This is a genomic window from Streptomyces sp. NPDC001339 (assembly GCF_042895955.1).
In the GTDB taxonomy this organism is placed as follows: Bacteria; Actinomycetota; Actinomycetes; order Streptomycetales; family Streptomycetaceae; genus Streptomyces.
In genome coordinates, this window is sequence record NZ_JBIAWT010000002.1 from 230043 (window position 1) to 248108 (window position 18066).

An 18066-nucleotide genomic window follows, 5' to 3' on the forward strand; every position below is an offset into this window, starting at 1 on the left:
CCCGCAGCCCGTCGCTCGCCACCGATCCAGGGCTCGACAACGCAGGTCAGGCCGCTCCGAACCAGGGACTGCTCAGGGATTTTTCAGGGACTTTCAGCTCTGTCCCAGGGACTTTCCAGGGACTTTTCGCTGAGTAAGCAGGAAAGGCCCCGACAGCCCTGAAAGGCGCGAAGCACCAGGTCAAGGCCGGTTTTCTACCAGCCGAGGATGCTCGCCAAGCCGTGTCCCTGCGCAGACCGTGCCGGCAGGTCGAGACTGCGGGGATGAGGGTGTCGGCGATGGTGGTGAGAGTCACCCGGATCAGCGTCACTGTGGGCGCTGATCCGGGTGAATTCGCCTTTGAGCAGGGCTGGTTGGCGGCGTTGCCGCACTCGTCAGTACGAGTAGAAGCCCGAGCCCGACTTGCGGCCCAGGCGGCCTGCGTCGACCATGCGGGCCAGGAGCGGGGGAGCGGCGTAGAGGGGCTCCTTGTACTCCTCGTACATGGAGGCGGCGACCGAGGCGACGGTGTCCAGGCCGATCAGGTCGGAAAGCTTGAGGGGGCCCATGGGGTGGGCGCAGCCCAGTTCCATGCCGTTGTCGATGTCCTCGCGGCTGGCGATGCCCGATTCGAACATGCGGATCGCGGAGAGCAGGTACGGGATGAGGAGGGCGTTGACGACGAAGCCCGAGCGGTCCTGGGCGCGGATGGCGTGCTTGCCCAGGACGTCCTGGACGAGCACCTCGGAGCGCTTGATCGTCTCCTCGCCGGTGGTGAGCGCGGGGATCAGCTCCACCAGCTTCTGCACCGGGGCCGGGTTGAAGAAGTGGATGCCGATGACCTGGTCGGGGCGGGAGGTGGCGACCGCGAGTTTCACCAGGGGGATGGAGGAGGTGTTGGAGGCCAGGATGGCGTCCGGGCGGGTCACCACCTGGTCCAGCACCTGGAAGATCTCGGTCTTGACCTGCTCGTTCTCCACGACGGCCTCGATGACGAGGTCGCGGTCGGCGAACTCCCCGAGGTCGGTGGTGAAGCTGAGCCGGTCGAGTGTCGCATCGCGTTCCGCGATGGTGATCTTGCCGCGTTCGGCGGCCTTGCCGAGGGAGTTGGTCAAGCGGGTGCGTCCCAGCTCCAGAGCCTCGCCGGTGGTCTCGGCGACCATCACGTCCAGCCCGGCGCGGGCGCACACCTCGGCGATACCTGCGCCCATCTGGCCGCAACCGACCACTCCGACACGTGCAATGTCGGCAATTGAGTTGGTCACCTCGTGCCTTTCGCTGATCTTCGGGGCCCGGCGGTACGCCGTAAGGGTCCGACGTCCGCCTCGGCCCCGACGTTACTCCGCGCCGTGCTGGGTTACGGGCACAGGGGCAGGCATTCTGATCTCTCACGACGGGACAAATCGGAAAAGATGGGGACTTTCGATGAGACGGATCACGCGGAGAGGCTTTGCGGTGGCCGCGCTCGGCGCGGGCTCCTCGCTGCTCACCGCCGGTGCCGTGACGCCCATGGGCGGCGGCGTGGCGCGGCGCGAGATGCGGGGGGTGTGGCTGGCGACCGTCGGCAACCTGGACTGGCCCTCCCGCACCAACCTCACACCCGCCGGGCAACAGAGGGAACTCCGCGCCCACTTCGACACCTTCGTCCGGTGCCGGCTGAACACGGTCTTCTTCCAGGTGCGCCCCACCGCGGACGCCCTGTGGCCCTCCCCGTACGAGCCCTGGACGCACGTCCTGACCGGGCAGCAGGGCCGTGACCCGGGCTGGGACCCGCTGGGCTTCGCGGTCCGCGAGGCACACCGGCGCGGTCTGGAGCTGCACGCCTGGTTCAACCCGTACCGGGTCGCCCACCACGCCGACCCCGAGCGGCTGGCCCCGAACCATCCGGCGCGCCGGCACCCCGAGTGGGTCGTCCCGTACGGCGGCAAGCTCTTCTACAACCCCGGGCTGCCGGAGGTCCGCCGGTTCGTCCAGGACGCGATGCTGGACGCGGTCAAGCGGTACCCCGTCGACGGGGTGCACTTCGACGACTACTTCTATCCGTACCCGATCGCCGGCAAGCACTTCGACGACGATGACGCGTACGCCGCGCACGGCGGCCGCTTCGGGAACCGGGACGCCTGGCGGCGGGAGAACACCGACCGGCTGGTGTACGAGATGGCGCGGCGGCTCGGCCGGATGGGGCGGAGCGGCCGGGGCGAGCGGTCGGCGGGGCGGCGGGTGCGGTTCGGCGTCAGCCCGTTCGCGGTCTGGCGCAATCGGAGCACCGACCCGCGGGGGTCCCGCACCCAGGCCGGGGTGCAGACCTACGACGATCTGTACGCCGACACCCGCCGCTGGGTGCGTGAGGGCTGGCTCGACTACATCGTGCCGCAGGTGTACTGGCCCCTCGGCACCAAGGCGGCGGACTACGCCGAGCTGGTGCCCTGGTGGTCACGGACGGTCGAGGGCACCGGCGTCGACCTCTACATCGGCGAGGCCCTCTACAAGCAGGGCGCGTCCGAGCCGGCCGCCTGGCACGACCCGGGCGAACTCTCCCGTCACCTCACCTTTGCCCGCCGCTATCCGCAGGTCGGCGGCCATGTGTACTTCTCGGCGAAGGAGGTGGCCGGCGACCGGTCGGGTGCCATGGCGCGGGTCGTGCATGATCATTACGGCCGCCGTGCGTGAGCATTGCGGCGGCCGTGTGTGAACATTGCGGCCGCGTGCGTGACCTTGCGGCCGTCGTGAGTGATCTTTGCGGCCGTCGTGCGTGACCCGTGAGTGATCACTGTGGTGGCTGTCTTCTACCGGCTACCGGCTACCGGCTTTTACCGGCCGGGCTCGACGTCGGAGGTCTTCGCGTGCTTGACGACCGAGTCGGGGCCGGGCGACATGATCGTCTCATGTCCGTCCGCGCCGCGGACGCGGTAGGGAGGATCGCCGTTCGTCCCCATCACCTCGATGATTTCGACCTCGTGGTCGTGCTGCCCGACGATCCTGCCGTGCACCACCAGCCGGTCGCCCTTGGACGCGTGCATCAGGGGTCCTCCCCGCTTCGGGCGGCCGTGCGACCGACCCGTACGGCCGACGACGCGACGGCCGGGCGGTTGAACGGCCAACGGTTCCAACGTTCCAACGGTTCTGACGGTTGACGAGCCTGAGCGGCTCGGGCGGCGGTACCGGACGGCGGTTCGGCGGTGCGGTACCCGCCCTCGCGGCAAGTTTACGTCCGGGGGCCGCTCACGCATCTGGGCAGGCTCCGTCCGCTCCCCGCCAGGACGTTTCCCCGCCGGGACGTTTCCCCGTGGGGACGTTTCCCCGCCGGCAGGTTCACCCCCGCGTCCGCTGGGTGACCGCGATGCAGGCCAGGACCGCCACGGCCGCCACCGGGGCGGCCGGCGGGAGGTGCTCGCCGAGGAGTACCACGGACCACACCAGGGTCAGCAGCGGCTGGGCGAGCTGCAGCTGGCTCGCCTTGGCGACGCCGATCGTGGCCATACCGCGGTACCACACGACCATGCCGAGGAACGTCGAGCCGACCGCCAGCCACAGCAGCCCGCCGACCGCGTGCGCCGTCAGGTGGAGCGGCTCGGTGGTCAGGGCGACCGCCGTGCCCGCCGCCGTCACCGGGAGCGTGAGCACCAATGCCCAGCCCATCACCTGCCACCCCGGCATATGGCGGGCCAGCCGGCCACCCTCCGCGTACCCGGCCGCGCACACCAGCAGCGCCGCGAACAGGTACAGATCGCCGCGGCTCGGCGCCCCGCCGCTCTGCTGTACCGCAAAGCCGATGACGACGGCGGCGCCGGCCACCGCCGCGATCCAGAACGTACGGGAGGGCCGCACCCCGGTCCGTACGACGGAGCAGGCGGCGGTGGCCAGCGGCAGCAGACCGACCACGACGGCTGCGTGCGAGGTGGTGGAGGTCTGCAGGGCGACCGTGGTGAGCAGCGGGAAGCCGAGGACCACACCGCCGGCCACCACCGCGATCCCCGCCCAGTGGCGCCGCTCCGGGACGGGCACCCGGCACCACACGAGTGCGCCGCCGGCCAGTGCGGTGGCCAGCACACTGCGGAGCACCACGACTGTCCACGGGCCCATGCCCTCCAGCGCCCAGGCGGTCGCGGGGAAGGTGAGCGAGAAGGCCGCGACGCCCAGGGCGGCGAGCAGGGCGCCGCGGGTGGCGACGGTGCCGCGGGTGCCACAGGCGGCGACGATGCCGCGGGTGCCATGGGCGGAGGGAGCCGTGGGCGCACCGGAGGCGGCACCGGTGGGGGAGGGGGAGCAGGCGCTGCCGGCCGCGGGGGCGCCAGGGGCCGGCCGGGGCTCCGGGGTGTGCACCGCTATCGCGGCTGGTGCAGTAGCGCTATCGTGGTCTCTCATGCAAGAGCGTAGCAGTGTCGCCGAACTGGCCGCATTCCTGCGCGGGGAGCTGAACCGCTACTCCGCTGGACAGAAGCTGCCCTCCAGTCGCGCACTTGTGGAGCGGCATCGGGTCAGCCCGGTGACGGTCTCCCGGGCGCTCGCCGAGCTGGCCGCCGAGGGCCTCGTCGTCACCCGGCCCGGCGCCGGCGCCTTCCGGGCCGAGCCGTCGCACGAGGCGCCCCGGCCGGTCGACACCTCGTGGCAGGAGATCGCGCTGAGCGCCGAACCGGCCGCCGACCAGGTGCCGCGCAGCGTCGACGCCACGGGGGTGCTGGCCACCCTCGCCACCCCGGCCCCCGGCGTCATCGAACTCAACGGCGGCTACCTCCACCCGGATCTGCAGCCCGCCCGCGCCCTCTCCGCCGCCCTGGCCCGCGCCGGGCGCCGGCCGGGCGCCTGGGGGCGGCCGCCGGTCGAGGGCGTACCGGAGCTGCGGGCCTGGTTCGCGCGCGAGATCGGCGGCCCCGGCGGTCCGCTCGCCGCGAGCGACGTCCTGGTCACCGCGGGCGGCCAGAACGCGCTGACCGCCGCGCTGCGCGCGCTCGCCGCCCCCGGCGCCCCGGTGCTCGTCGAGTCCCCGACCTACCCGGGCATGCTCGCCGTCGCCCGCGCCTCCGGGGTGCGGCCGGTACCCGTACCGATGGACGCGGACGGGGTCCGTACGGATCTGCTCGCCGACGCCTTCCGCGCCAGCGGCGCGCGGCTCTTCGTCAGCCAGCCGCTGTTCCAGAACCCGACCGGCGCGGTGCTCGCACGCGAGCGGCGCCGCGAGGTGCTCCGGGTGGCCCGGGCGGCCGGGGCGTTCGTGATCGAGGACGACTTCGCGCGGCTGCTCGGCCACGACGACGCTCCCGCCCTCCCGCCGACCCTGATGGCGGACGACCGGCACGGCACGGTCGTCCACATCCGCTCCCTCACCAAGGCCACCTCGCCCAATCTGCGGGTGGGCGCCCTGGCCGCCCGCGGCCCGGTCCTCGACCGGCTGCGCGCCATCCAGGTCGTCGACAACTTCTTCGTGCCGGGACCGCTGCAGGAGGCCGCCCTGGAGCTCGTCGGCTCACCCGCCTGGCCACGCCATCTGCGGCTGATCGCCGGTGAGTTGAGCATCCGCCGGAACGCCCTGATCACCGCCCTGCGGACCCAGCTGCCCGGGCTCGTGGCACGGGGGCTGGGGCCCGGGGCGGCGTACGGCGGCGACCCGGGGAGGGGCGGCGGACCGTACGTCCCGCCGGGCGGCTTCCACCTCTGGCTGCGGCTTCCGGACGGCACCGACGAGGCGGCGCTGACCGGCGCGGCACTGCGGGCCGGTGTCGCGGTGGCGGCCGGCCGCCCCTATTTCGCCGCCGAGCCGCCGGCCGCACATCTGCGGCTGGGTTTCGCGGCGGTGGCCGGCGTCGGCGAGCTGGCGGAAGGGATCCGCAGGCTGCGCGCGGCGTGCGCGGAGGTGGGCGTTCCGGTGGGGGACCGGTGACCGGACCCAGGCCGGTCGCCGATCCCTCCGGCCCGTCCGACGCCGCTCTCATTCGACGCCGCCCGCGTTCGACTCCGCCTCCGTTCGACGCCGCCCCCGTTCCTCTGCGAACCTCCCGGCATGACCGATCACGCCCCCGACGGCTACGAGATATCCACCGACCCGGCGCGCCTCGACGCCGACCGCGTCCACCACTGGCTGTCCACCGACGCCTACTGGGCCCTGGGCCGCCCCCGGGATCTGCATGACCGCGCCGTCGCGAGCTCGCTCAACTTCGGCCTGTACGCGTCCGGTTCCGGCCGCCAGGTGGCCTACGCCCGGGTCGTCACCGACCACGCCACCTTCGCCTGGCTCTGCGATGTCTACGTCTGCCGCGACGACCGCGGCAAGGGGCTGGGCACGGCCCTGGTGGCGGCGATCGCCGAGCACCTGACGCCCTGCGGGCTGAGCCGGCTGACGCTCGCCACGAAGGACGCGCACGGTGTGTACGAGAAGATCGGCTTCCGCAGGATGGCGGCGCCCGAGGAGTGGATGACGCTCGGACTGGTCGACCCCGGCCCGATCGCGTTCTGATCGAGTCCTGGACGGCTCCTGAACGGCTCCTGGGCTGTTACGGCTCCTGAACGGCTCCTGGGTCTGTTACGGCGTTTGCGGCTCCCACGGCTGCTGCCGATGCTGCTCTCACGGCCGGCCTCGTACGGTCTCGGTCTCCTCCCCGGCCACTGTCGCCGTCGGCCTCCGCGTCAGCCAGGCGTTCGCCGCCGCCACCCGGCCGCCCACCCGCAGTTTCGTGTAGGCGTGCTCCAGGTGCTTGTCGACGGTGCGCGGGCTGATGTCGAGGCGGCGGGCGATCTGCTGGTTCGTCAGGCCACGGGCGAGCAGGGCGAGTACGGCGGATTCCCGGCGGGTGATCCCGGTGGCGTCCGGTGGTGCCGGGGAGAGCCGGTCGAGTGCGTGGCCGAGCCGGATGCGCAGCAGGTCGGCGTTCGCCACGTCGTCCTCGGAGAAGTCGCTGCCGATTCCGCTCCGGTTGATCGCCACACACACCTTGCGCGGTACGCCCTGGGCGTAGCCGGCCGGGAACGACATCGCCAGCTGCTGCTCGGCGCCGAACGGCCGGTAGACGTCGGTGTAGGCGGCGAGGGCGTGGAATTCGCTGCGGGTCTGCAGCGTCGAGCGGCGCATCGCGGTGCCGGGGCCGACGGTGGTGTGGACCACCAACGAGTCGCTCGCCGCCTCCCGCGCGAACGCCTCCCGTACGTCCGCGGTCAGCAGACCGGCGGGGACGGTGCGCGGAGGGTCGGTGGAGCCGGAGCGTGGCGCCCAGATGATGCTGTCCCCGGGGACCGCGGAGAGCAGCAGCGGGAGCAGGGCCGGAACGAGGGTCTCCTCGTCGACGGCTTCGATCAGGAGGTCCACGACCGCGAGAACGCGTCGCAGACCGGCAACCGCGGCCGTGCTCATGTCCCCAGCCTACGAGGGGGCAGGGGTCAGTCAAGGGACGGCCCACCTCGCCCTGCACGCCCCACTCGGCCCCGTACGGCCCACCTCGCCCCGCACACGCCACCCGGCTCCCGTACGCCACCCGGCCCCAGTACGCCACCGCCCCGCTTGCCGCCTTCGGCCCCGGGGAGAGCGACACCCGGCCGGTCGGGGGAAGGCCGGCCGGGCGCGTCAGGCGCGGTCAGCGCCCGACGGCAGGGACGCGGCCGACCGGGCTCCCGGCGGCGAGCCGCGCGGAGGTGAGCGGCTGCCCGGCACCGGCCGCCCGGTTCTCGTCCACCGCACCCCCGCGCGCGACGCCGGCCGCTGCCGTCACGGCACTCACCTCCTCATCTCCCACTTCAGCAGCACGGCCGGCCCGCACGCCATACGGGATTCGCCGTATGCGGCGGGCCGGGAGCGCGGGCCGATACTGGGAGCGCGGGGCGCACCTGCCGGGAGGGAGGAGGTGCACCATGCGCAAGAAGATCGACTGCCGGGACTACCCGAGCGAGACGAAGTGCAGTCTCGTCATCTCCGGCGAGGAGGAGGAAGTGATCCGCGCCGCCAGCGAGCACGCGGTCTCCGTCCACGGGCACACGGACGGTCCGGAGCTGCGGGAACAGATCAGGGCGTCGCTGAAGGACGAGATTCCGCAGCACGCCTGAGCCATGGCACGGCCGGCCGGCACCGCCCCTTCCCGGTGCCGGCGGCCCCACCGCGAACGGGACCCGCCGGTCACGCGCTGGTCGGTACGCCCGCGCTGGCGAGGATCTCGCGCGCCGGGAGGGCGGTGCTCTCGGCGGCGGTCAGCCCCGAGGCCCTGAGGTGCGCGTCCACGATCCGCAGGCCGACCGCGTATCCGGCGAAGTCCGGCAGCCCCACGGGCTGGTGCCCCATGAGCCGTGCGGTGGCGTCGCCGAAGACGTACGCGGGCAGATTCGCCATCCCGGCCACGTCGATGGCGGCAGTGATCTTCGCGTACGCGCCGTCCAGTTCGGCACCGGTCAGCGCTGTCGCCCACGGACCCATGGCCTGCTCGCCGGCCAGCTCCCGTACGAACGCCTCGGCCAGTCCCTCGGCGACGACATGTTCCCCCACCGTGACGGTCGCCGGGTTCCAGCGCACATTCGCATAGCGCACATTGTGATGGAGCTCGTGCGCGGCGGCGTGGCCGATGTTCTTCAGGCTCGTGTCGGTGGGCCACATCAGCAGCTGGATCGCACCCGGGATCCCGCCTATCCCGAAATAGCCGCCGCTGCGGACCGTCAGGTGGTCGTCGTCGGGGTCGCCGAGCACCAGGACGACGTGCACGGTCCCGGCGTGCCCGATGCCGGGCGCCGCGGTGCGCAGGCGCTCCCACGCGGTGGTGAGCGCACCCTCGACCCGTTCCCACACCTTCGCGTGCTGCATCCGGCGCAGGGCGGGCGCGTACCGCGGGTCCTCACGGTCGAGCCGGAAGCCGCTGCCCTGCTGGTGCATCTGGACCAGATCCACCTCCCCCATCACGGACATCGCCCCCTGGAGCGGGCTGAGCATGTCCCGCAGGGCGCCGGGCCGCTCCTCCAGCGGCCGTGCCAGCAGGTCGAGCATTGCGGTTGCCGTGTCATGAACAACGATCTTCATGACACGGGACCGTAGGACCTCCCGCCGCGTGAGGGGCAAGTCACGGCCGGCGCCCCGGGCCGGTCGGGCGGCTGCCTGTGACGCCCATGACCGGCCGGTCTCTCCGCGGGTGTGACTGAGCGCTCTAGGGCCTGTGTCGGACGCCGCGGGGCAGGCGGAACTTCCGACACAGGCCCTGGTTCGGCGGATGAGTGCCTGAGCCGCCGGGCTGAGCGGCTCGCGGCCTACCCGGCCGGCGGGGTGCGGGTCCTGGCGCGGCGGGTCGCGCCGGTCCGGGCTGTGGACGGGAGCGGGCCGATTGCCTTGACCATGCGCAGGACGGGCGCGGTCTCCAGGCTGCGGATCGCTTCCAAGGTGCCCACCTTCTCGATGAGATAGCGGTGCAGCGCTGTCGGGTCGGGGCACAGAGCCTGGGCGGTCAGGTTGCTGGGGCCGGTGACGGCAGCCACGTAGGCGAGCTCGTGGTGCCCGGCCAGGGTGCGGGCTACGTGGTCGAGGTGGGCGGGGGAGACGGCCATCCACAGCATGGCCTGTGTGGTGATGCCCAGCAGGGTGTTGTCGAGCTCGACGTCGAAGAAGAGTTCGCCGCCGGCTCGCAGTTCGGCCAGCCGGCGCGCGACGGTGGTGGCCGACCAGCCGGTGGCCGCGGCGAGGTCGGTGAGGCTGGCCCGGCCGTCGCGCTGGAGGGCGGCGAGCAGGTCGCCGTCGGCCGGGGTGAGGGCGTGCCGCGCGGGACGGGCGGGCGCGGTGGAGGGCTGGAGGCGGCGGCGCTGCGCGGCGTCGAGGGTCTGTTCGCGGCCGGGCCAGGTGGTGGGTCCGCCAAGGTAGGTGTGCAGCACGCAGTGCGCGGAGACGGCGGTGATGCCGGCCGTGCGCGGGATGTCGTGCAGCAGTAGTGCATGTCCGGCCTGTGCGGCGGCGGTGGACGTGTGGACGACGGCGACGATCTCGGTGCCGCCCGAGGCCAGCATGACCCAGGAGGTGTCGGCGCGGCGGGCGAGCGCGGCCGCGAGGTCCTGGGCGGAGTGCGGGCCGGCGGTGAGCCGCAGCAGCCACTGCGTGCGCCCGGCCCGGACGGGGTCGGCCAGGCCCACCACCCGCAGCGACGCCTCGGCGCACAACCGTCGGTAGCGGCGGGAGACCGTCTGCGTCGAGACGCCGAGGACGTCGGCGATCGCGCTGAACGGTGCCCGGCCATCGATGTGCAGGGCGTGGATGAGACCGCGATCGATGTCGTCCAGCATGTGAGAATCATGCACTCAAGGCGACAACGTGGAAAATCTGCTCACTCTGTCGGCAGAAGTGGAAGCGGGATCGCGCCTCGGCGCACCGTCGACCCATGCGTTCCGAATCCACCACCACACCGCATCCGCACCGGTGGGCCGCGCTGGCGGTGCTCCTGCTGGCTGAAGCGATGAACCTCCTCGACGCCACCGTCATGACCGTCGCCGCCCCCGTGATCCGCGCCGACCTGGGCGGCTCCGACGCCGCCATCCAGTGGTTCAGCGCCGCCTACACGCTGCCCTTCGCCGTCTTCCTGATCACCGGCGGGCGCCTGGGCGACATCGTCGGCCGCCGGCGGGTCTTCCGCGCCGGCGTGGCCGCCTTCACCCTCGCCTCGCTGGCGTGCGCCCTGGCCCCGTCCACGGCGGCATTGATCGCGGTACGCGCCGTGCAAGGGGCCGCCGCGGCGCTCGTCATCCCCCAGACCATCGGCATGATCCGTGCATTGTTCAACGGCCGCGAGCTGGCCCGGGCTATGGGCTGCGTCGGCCCTGTCATGGGTCTGGCCGCTGTCACCGGTCCCGCGCTCGGCGGCGTGCTGACCCATGCCGATCTCTTCGGCTCCACGTGGCGCGCGGTGTTCCTCATCAACGTCCCCCTCGGCGCCATGGTCCTGCCGGCCAGCCGCCTGCTGCGCGAGGACCGCGCCGCCCGGAGGCCGCGGCTGGACCTCACCGGTACGGCGCTGGCGGTGCTGGGCACCGGCCTGGTCGTCCACCCCCTGATCCAGGGCGGCGCGTCGGGGTGGCCGGTCCGGTGCTGGGCACAGCTGGCCGTCGGCGGCACGCTGCTGGCCGGCTTCGCTGTTCACCAGAGGTGGCGCGGGCGAGGCGGCCGCAGCCCGTTGGTGGAGCCGAGCCTGTTCCGCGGGCGTGGCTTCCCCGCTGCTCTGATGGCGTCCGTGCTGTTCTTCGCCGCGGTCAACGGTCTGATGCTGGTGGTCGTGGTGCAGCTGCAAGTGGGGCTGCACAGCGACGTGCTGGCGGCGGGCTTCACCCTGCTGCCCTGGTCGGTGGCGATGGCTCTGTCGTCCTGGGCTGCCGGCTCCTGGCTCGTACCGCGGTACGGGGCCCGAGTCATGTCCGCCGGACTGCTGGCCCTGTTCGCCGGCACCGTGGCTGCGACGGTGGTGTACGCCGCCGGGCGACCCGGCTCCTACCCGTGGCCGCTGCTCCCGGCGCTGGCGGTGGTCGGACTCGGCCAGGGCCTGTACGCCGTGCCGTTCTTCACCACCGCTCTGCACCACGTCCGCCCGCACGAGACCGGCTCGGCGGCCGGTCTGCTCAACGCCGTCCAGCAACTCGGCGGCACCCTCGGCGTCGCCCTGCTCGGCAGCGTCTTCTTCCGCACCGCGGCGTCCGGCGCTCTCGTGCAGGAGAGCGCCTCGCTGGTGGGCGCCCGGAACGCCTTCTGCGCCGCGGCCGGGTTCGCCCTCGCCACGGCGGTCACCACGGCCTTCATGCGCCCGCAGCGGGTGTGACGAAGACTGATAGGTGGCCCCGTGCCGTTAAGTAGCCGGTGGTCAGCAGTGTGCGAAGAGTAGTAGTTGGCCCCGGCGAAGAACGATAGGTGGCCTCAAACGGACTCGGGCAGTCGTGATCATTACTGTGTGAGGGGGTCCCCGCCGTCGATCTCCTGGGACAGCTTGCCTGCGTACTCGGTGAGGAGCTGGCGCAGGGCGGCGTAGTGCGGGCCTGGGTCCGGGCGGCCGGAGAGCTGGTGCCAGGTGGTGGGGCGGCGGGCGGCCCATGCTCGTCGGATGTGTTCTGGCTGGGCCTGTTCGAGGGGCCTGGGAGCGAAGAGGTGCTCTCCGCCGGTGACGTGGGTCCAGACGAGGATGGACGCCAGTTGACGCTTCCGGTCGTCGAGAACCGGTTGTTTGCCGTGAATTTTGGGGAGTCGGGCGGTCAGCGTGCGCCATGCGTCTTCGGGTAGCACCCAGTTCCGCAGGGTGTCTCGGCGCCGCTGATAGTCGACGCGTGGGGCTGTGGTGTCGCGCAGATGCATGGCCAGCTCGAACACGGCGAAGCGGAAGTCCATGGGCGCTTCCTTGTGGGCGATCCAGAAGCGGTCGTCGTTGATGCTGGCGGGCATCTTGTCCGCGGGGATTCCAAGGATCAGGGCGGCTTCCCGGTCTGTGCACTGTGCGGTTCCGCGGACGAGATGGATGGCTGCACTGCGCCGCAGAAGCCGGTCGTCGAAGGGGAGGCGGGCGGGGCGGATGAAGCGCTCGTACCACTCTGGTTCAAGGAACGCCGGGATGTGGTGAGGCGCGATGCCGAAGCTGTGGAGAAGGAGAGTGGACCGCCCGGGGACTGTCGGGTAGGTCCTGATCAGCGGCTGCATGATCTCTCTCATCTGGTCGGAGCATGACTTCTCGTGGCGCGCGAAGAGCCGTGCCCAGGAGTTGCGGCTGTCGCTGTTGCGGAAGGCTGCGTCGAAGAGGCCGACGATCCGCTTGCGGGGGTTGTCGGCGAACAGCAACTCGTCGGCGACGCCGATCAGCGTGCCGCAGACCACAGGATCTGCCGGGGCCTTGTCTAGGGAGTTCACGTGGTGGCCGCGGAGCTTGCCCGGGGCGCGTTCCTTCCGCGTTTGGAAGTGCGCGTTCACGGTTTCCACGAGGTGGGATTCGACCAGGTGCCGACTCTCGGGCCAGGCGGCGGCGACGAATCCGACCATCAGCCGCAGGTCCGTGAGGTTATGGCCGGTTTCAACCCCCGGAAGGGCGGGGTCGAGTTCGGCGAGGATGTCGTTTTGCAGGGCGAGGAGTTCTGGGCTGGGCCGAATCGGATTCGGGGTGACGTCCAGCCGGGCCCCGCAGGCCCGTGGGTTGGCGCCTCGCCTGGAGTCGGGGGCGGGGTAACGGCACTGGGCGGGGTGAAGGCCGCGGGCTCCGGTGCGGATTAGCAAAGGGCCGCCGGCGGGGCGGTTGCCGGGCTTGTGGCACTGGGGGCACTGGTGTTGCAGGAAGCACTCGTGCTTGGGGCAGGCGAAGGTGACGGCCAGGTGCCACTCCTTCTTCCAAGGGCCGCCGTGCACCTGTTGGTTGGGGGAACCGTCCCCGGCCAGGCACTGAGGGCAGTAGCGGGGAAAGCCTGCGAGGAGCCAGCCGTCGATCCGGTGCCGCCCTGTGGTGGGCGAGCGTTCGAGGCTGCGAGCCAGCGGAGGGTAGCGGGTGTGGAGATCGGCGAGGGTGAGGGCTGCGGCTTCCTGCCTGGTCAGGCGGGTCGCGGCGGCGAAGGCGTCAAGCGTCTGCGGGGCCAGGCCGAGCAGAAGACGGTGGCTGAGAGGGCCAACGCCGCGCTCGTCCTGGGGCAGTAGCCCGGTGTGACGGGCCAGCTCGACGGGCGCCAAGTCGAGCCGGTGGGCGAGCCGCATCAGGTAGCCGGGCAGAGACTCCCCAGGCAGCGGGTCGAGGCTTCGAGGAAGGGGACGCATCGGCGGCTCCTTCAGCTTCCGGTGTCCGCGGCGGCGGGGCCGTGGTCGTCGAAACTGCTGTTGCGGACACGCTTGCGCTGACCGGTGGGCTTGTGCTCGGGGACGTGGGGGACCTCGCCGGCCTCGCGGTCGCGGCCGGGACCGTCCTCGGCGTCGATCTCGATGCCCTCCAGGAGGCTTTCCGTCAGGCACTCCTCGCCTGAGCCGATCGCTTCTTCGCAGCCGTCCTCAACCAGCCGCTCCAGCAGGCCGGCGACGCCGTTGGTGCGCTTGTAGAGGTATTCGGGCATGGTGCCGTCGGTGAGCATCCCTGCGGGGGCCTTCAGCAAACGCAGGCACTCCTCGACGCCCGCCAAGTGCTCGACCCAGGCGGAGATCTGGGCGGGGGTGTCATAGTGGAATCGGTCGAGTTCGACCAGGTCGAAGCGGCGCTCGGTCTGGGTTGCTTCCAGTCCAAGGACCTCGGTGCGTTTCGGGGGCGGGAAGACGACCTGCCCGCTTCGGGTGTCAAAGCGGCCCTCTCGCAGCAGCCCGGATTTGGGGATGTTGACGCCGATCAAGACGAGTGTGACGTGCATGCTCATGAACGCTCGGATCAAGTCGAGGGTGTCCTGATCGTCGGCCCGGTGCATGCGAAGCCGCGTAATGTCGTCCAGCACCAAGGCGCGAGTGCCGTGGTCGTGCAGCGAGGTGGCGACCTGCCGGACCAGGTCGGGAAGGTCCATTCGGCTCGTGATCGGGGCGCCGTAGAAGTTCAAGATGGCTTTGCATGTGCTCTTCGGCTTCGCCGTCACCGGGGTCTGGACGTAGGCGACCGGCGCCGGGAGATCACGGGTGCCCGGCAGCCCGTGCGGTGCCAGGAGCTTGCCCAAGCGCTCCCACTTCTCCTGGGAGTCCGCGGCAATCGCGCAGACCGTCTCTGTCTTGCCCTGGGCGCCGCCGCCAGTGACCATCACCCCAGCCCGTGTGGTCGGCTTCTGCTTGAGTCGATTGGTCGTCAGCCGCGCGGTGAGCCGCCGGGCGACCTTCCGGGTCATTGGGGTTTCCAGCATGGGCAGGTTGGCGTGGGTGGCGGCCCGGTGCAAGTCGTGCAGCATCCGTCCGCGCGGGCCAAGTGCCCGCCATGCAGCCAAGTCCAGCTGCGGGGCCGGGGTGAAGCTATCGCGGTTCGCGCGCCATTCGTCCCAGCCCTGCAGGGTGTCGCGCATCGGCGGCGGCCCGGCCAGCACGAACCGGGCCAAGGCGGCGTTCTGGTCATCCTCGCCGGTCATGCGCCCTCTCCTCCCGGTCCGCCGGTAGTCGCCTCGGGCTCGGTGTCGTCGTCGAGTAGGGCGAACAGGCTCCTGCGTCGCAGTGCCTCGCCGAGTCGTGGCGGCGCCTTCGGGCGGGAGGTGACGGCCGCCTCGCGGCGGCGCCGCATCTCCGCCTGGATGGCCTCGCCGGTCTGCTGGGCCTGGCGCGGCCATTGCAGCTGCACCACCTCGCTACCCGCCTTCGAGGGTTCCGGACGTGGCGGGGACTGGTCGGGACGGTCAGCTCGGGCTGCAGCGGCCTGGACCGAGCGTCGCGCGTGCTGGGTGCGCGTGCCCTTGCTCATCGCGGTGGGCCACTTCTCGACCGGGATGGTGCCGCCAAGCAACTCCAGCAGCACCGGCAGCAAATCGGCATCGCAGTGTGGGGAGACGCCCTGTGATCGGGCCTCGGCCAGCAGAGCGTCGGCGGTCGCGGAGGAGAAGGCCGGCACCTCCTCCTTGGGTGGCAGACCGTTCCATCGCAGCACGTGCCAGACCTCGGCGTCGGCAGGGTCCTGGAAGAACACGGTGCGGCGATCACGCCGGTCGGAGCGGATGACCCACTTGCCCTTGTGCCGGCCGCCGCGAGCCGACGGCTGGTCCCACCGTTCACGCAGGGAGGGGTGGTCTTTGCCGTACCAAAGTCCGCCGATCTTCACCCCTCGCCGGGCATGGATCTTCACGTAGTGCGGCGGCAGCAGCCGGTAGTACAACTCCGGCTTGGGAATCTGCAGAGCGAAGCCGCCCTGGTTCATCGCGGCGGCGAACAGCGTGTTCGGGCTGTGATCCTCGCCCGGCCCCCAGGCCGGCGCGTACTCGCCCAACTGCCGGTTTTGCCACACCTTCACGGCCCAGGTCGCGATCAGATGCTCCATCGCTTCCAGCGTCAGCACCGCATCGCCCTCCGGATCGGCGCCCCGGTCAGCGACGTCGACGCCGGTGTAGCCGGGCAGCACCTCGAACAGCAGACTCCGGATTCCTCCGAAAGCGCGTTCAACGGCTTGCTTGTCGGTGGGACGCAAGGTGCGGGCGGGAAGCACGTTGCAGCCCAGCGTGCGCTCGGCCTCCACCAAATGGTGGCTCTTGTAGGGGCCGCCATGATCGGTGGTCACCGTCTCCGGGGTGACGAACGGCAGCGCGGCGGCCCGGTGCCCGGCCAACTGCGCGACCACCGCCGCCGGGACGCCAGGGTAGGGCCACTCCATCTCCTCGCCCCAGCCCGACCGCATCGGCAGCGGCATCATCACTTCCCGCAGCAACATCGCCACGTCCACCGAAGTATCGGAGACCAGCGTGAGGCGGAAGGCCACCAGCGAGTGCGAGTAGCAGTCCAGTGCCAGAGTCAGATGCGCCGATACCGGCTCGCCGAACACCGTCTCGCGGATCTTCACCGGCAGCACCGTGGTGTCCAGAGCGACCACCTGGCCGGGCCGGTGCACCACCATCCGCGCTGTGGACGTCTCCGTCTGTTCGGCTGAGCGGACATATCGCTGGCGGGCGCCGCCGGGACCGAACCACTCGCGCCAGATCGCCCTCAGCGTGTCATAGCCCGGGACCTTCACCTCCGGCCCGAACCTCTCCCGCACGTACTGGTGAATCAGCCTCTCGCGGCTTCGCATGCTCATCCGGGCGCGGTGCACGGTCTCCTTGCGGACGGCGAAGATGGCCTCCCGCACTTCCTCGCTGACGCTGCGACGCCCGCCCGACTCGCGCAGCCACCGCCCGTCCGCGCAGCCCAGCAGCCCATCCCGGCGCCAGGCCGCGGCCATCCGCTTCAGGGTGCGCTCGCTGACATGATCCAGGCCAAGCGCTGCCGCCTCGTCCCGGCCCAGGGCCTTCAGCTCCGCGACCTTCGCCCGCCTCCGCTGGCCCAGCGTGGTGCGATCCGGGTCGTAAGCCTCGCGGGGCTCGCCCGGCTCGGCCCTGCGAGGGTCACCGGAGCGGAAGCCAGTCTCCGCCTCCAGCAGATGCGCAGCCCGCAGGCGGGCCTTGGTCTGCTGGGCCTCGGTCAGGTCGCCCCAGGTCGGCGGCTGCCGCTCAGCTGCCGTCGCCACCGGGCCGGCGGGCAGCACCCGGCAGTCCGGGTGCTGCATCAGCCAGCGAAGTGAGCGCCGCTCAGCCCGCCCGTCCTCGGCCCGCAACAGCACCCGTCCGAACTGCGGCTCGATCCCGGCAACACTCCAGTCCAGGCCATCGAAGCGCAGCCGGGAACCGGCACGGACCTCCAGCAGCCCCGCCTCGCCGGTCACGCCCCCGCCTCCTCAGCCGACCAGACCATCGAGTCGTCATCCAGCGGCCGGCCCAGATCCACCCCGAGCCGACGGTGCCAGAGCAGATGCAGAGCATGGGCACGAGCCACCGCCGGAAGCGAGGTGCGACGTACCAGCTCACCGAAGGTGACCGGAGCGGCCGCCGCCCCACCCAGGACCTCCTGCTGCAGCCTCAGCGGGTCATCCAGGTGCCGCCGCTGGGCCGACAACGCGTCCAGCACCGACCACACATGCCTCCGCCAGCCGGTCACCACCGCATACCGCCACCCGCTGGCGAACGCCGCCTCGTCGGACGCGGCGAACTTCAGCGCATCCAACTCCTTGATCAGGTGACCGGGGCGCACGTCGAACAGCCACCGTGAGCCGTCCGCCATCACCGCCAGGAAGTCCGGCGTGTGCTCGGTGCGGCCCTCGGCGTGCGCGAACTCCAGCCGGAACGGCTGCGGCAGAACCTCCTGTACCCGCAGGAAGTCCAAGGCCAGCAGCAGCCGCTGTTCCTCCAGCGACTCGAACCCGTGATGACGGCTGGTTGAGACCAGAAACTGCAGGCCAGGCCGGTGTCGCTGACGAGCCCGCCAGGTGAACCGGCGCACGGGCTGCGATGACAGCAGCGGCACCGCCGCCAGGTCCCGTACCGGCCAGACCACCTCGTCGCCGTCAAAGGACCAGGACGTGGTCCACGAACGCGTCCAGCACCCGCCCAGCAACAGTCGACCGTGTACGGACTCGGCGATCGTGTACGGGGCGATCAGCTCTTCCAGCCCGCACCGGTCCGAGCACACCACAGCTCCGGCATCCGCGTACATGACCCCAG

General features: G+C 71.5%; 16 protein-coding genes. 5 read left to right on the top strand and 11 right to left on the bottom strand.

The genetic code is table 11. The features are described from left to right. Nucleotides 1-374: 374 nt before the first annotated feature. Entirely contained in the window at nt 375-1232 is an 858-nt protein-coding gene (locus ACFY12_RS06235; RefSeq protein ID WP_390715061.1) for a 3-hydroxybutyryl-CoA dehydrogenase, read from the bottom strand. A 172-nt stretch (nt 1233-1404) separates the two neighbouring features. On the opposite strand from ACFY12_RS06235, the gene ACFY12_RS06240 reads away from it, so the two are divergent. After that, nucleotides 1405-2649, top strand: coding sequence for a glycoside hydrolase family 10 protein (locus ACFY12_RS06240; RefSeq protein ID WP_390714570.1), 1245 nt, complete (start codon nt 1405-1407; stop codon nt 2647-2649). Between the two features lie 140 nt (nt 2650-2789). On the opposite strand, the gene ACFY12_RS06245 is transcribed toward ACFY12_RS06240, so the two are convergent. Both ACFY12_RS06245 and ACFY12_RS06250 read right to left on the bottom strand, forming a co-directional pair. After that, entirely contained in the window at nt 2790-2999 is a 210-nt protein-coding gene (locus ACFY12_RS06245; RefSeq protein ID WP_390714571.1) for a DUF1918 domain-containing protein, read from the bottom strand. A 292-nt stretch (nt 3000-3291) separates the two neighbouring features. Continuing rightward, nucleotides 3292-4344 carry a DMT family transporter gene (locus ACFY12_RS06250; RefSeq protein WP_390714572.1) on the bottom strand — a complete coding sequence of 351 codons (1053 nt, stop codon included), beginning with the start codon at nt 4342-4344 and terminating at the stop codon, nt 3292-3294. Between ACFY12_RS06250 and ACFY12_RS06255 the strand changes: the two genes are divergently transcribed. Both ACFY12_RS06255 and ACFY12_RS06260 read left to right on the top strand, forming a co-directional pair. Beyond that, nucleotides 4343-5857: a PLP-dependent aminotransferase family protein gene (locus ACFY12_RS06255; protein WP_390714573.1), complete on the top strand. Its 1515-nt coding sequence runs from the start codon at nt 4343-4345 to the stop codon at nt 5855-5857. The genes ACFY12_RS06250 and ACFY12_RS06255 overlap by 2 nt on opposite strands. A 120-nt stretch (nt 5858-5977) precedes the next feature. Beyond that, nucleotides 5978-6430: a GNAT family N-acetyltransferase gene (locus tag ACFY12_RS06260; protein WP_390714574.1), complete on the top strand. Its 453-nt coding sequence runs from the start codon at nt 5978-5980 to the stop codon at nt 6428-6430. A gap of 108 nt (nt 6431-6538) precedes the next feature. On the opposite strand, the gene ACFY12_RS06265 is transcribed toward ACFY12_RS06260, so the two are convergent. Continuing rightward, nucleotides 6539-7321 carry a response regulator transcription factor gene (locus ACFY12_RS06265; protein ID WP_390714575.1) on the bottom strand — a complete coding sequence of 261 codons (783 nt, stop codon included), beginning with the start codon at nt 7319-7321 and terminating at the stop codon, nt 6539-6541. A 220-nt stretch (nt 7322-7541) separates the two neighbouring features. Continuing rightward, entirely contained in the window at nt 7542-7676 is a 135-nt protein-coding gene (locus ACFY12_RS06270; RefSeq protein ID WP_390714576.1) for a hypothetical protein, read from the bottom strand. Nucleotides 7677-7815: 139 nt separating this feature from the next. On the opposite strand from ACFY12_RS06270, the gene ACFY12_RS06275 reads away from it, so the two are divergent. Beyond that, nucleotides 7816-8007 (top strand): DUF1059 domain-containing protein, encoded by a 192-nt coding sequence (locus ACFY12_RS06275; protein WP_390714577.1) that lies wholly within the window; start codon nt 7816-7818, stop codon nt 8005-8007. A 70-nt stretch (nt 8008-8077) separates the two neighbouring features. On the opposite strand, the gene ACFY12_RS06280 is transcribed toward ACFY12_RS06275, so the two are convergent. Next, nucleotides 8078-8965: a DUF2268 domain-containing protein gene (locus tag ACFY12_RS06280; protein WP_390714578.1), complete on the bottom strand. Its 888-nt coding sequence runs from the start codon at nt 8963-8965 to the stop codon at nt 8078-8080. A gap of 224 nt (nt 8966-9189) precedes the next feature. Beyond that, nucleotides 9190-10209 carry an Lrp/AsnC family transcriptional regulator gene (locus ACFY12_RS06285; protein WP_390714579.1) on the bottom strand — a complete coding sequence of 340 codons (1020 nt, stop codon included), beginning with the start codon at nt 10207-10209 and terminating at the stop codon, nt 9190-9192. A gap of 95 nt (nt 10210-10304) precedes the next feature. Here ACFY12_RS06285 and ACFY12_RS06290 point away from each other — a divergent pair, with 95 nt between their 5' ends. Continuing rightward, complete coding sequence (locus tag ACFY12_RS06290) at nt 10305-11729, top strand: MFS transporter (protein ID WP_390714580.1); 1425 nt, start codon at nt 10305-10307, stop codon at nt 11727-11729. Nucleotides 11730-11851: 122 nt separating this feature from the next. On the opposite strand, the gene ACFY12_RS06295 is transcribed toward ACFY12_RS06290, so the two are convergent. The 4 genes from ACFY12_RS06295 to ACFY12_RS06310 are packed head-to-tail and all read right to left on the bottom strand — an operon-like array spanning nt 11852 to nt 18058. Next, nucleotides 11852-13690: a TniQ family protein gene (locus ACFY12_RS06295; RefSeq protein WP_390714581.1), complete on the bottom strand. Its 1839-nt coding sequence runs from the start codon at nt 13688-13690 to the stop codon at nt 11852-11854. Between the two features lie 11 nt (nt 13691-13701). Beyond that, nucleotides 13702-14961: a TniB family NTP-binding protein gene (locus ACFY12_RS06300; protein WP_390714582.1), complete on the bottom strand. Its 1260-nt coding sequence runs from the start codon at nt 14959-14961 to the stop codon at nt 13702-13704. Then, entirely contained in the window at nt 14958-17231 is a 2274-nt protein-coding gene (locus ACFY12_RS06305; protein ID WP_390714583.1) for a transposase, read from the bottom strand. Before ACFY12_RS06305 ends, ACFY12_RS06300 begins: the two co-directional genes overlap by 4 nt. Next, nucleotides 17228-18058, bottom strand: coding sequence for a TnsA-like heteromeric transposase endonuclease subunit (locus ACFY12_RS06310; protein WP_390714584.1), 831 nt, complete (start codon nt 18056-18058; stop codon nt 17228-17230). The genes ACFY12_RS06305 and ACFY12_RS06310 overlap by 4 nt, the downstream gene beginning before the upstream one ends. Nucleotides 18059-18066: the final 8 nt, after the last annotated feature.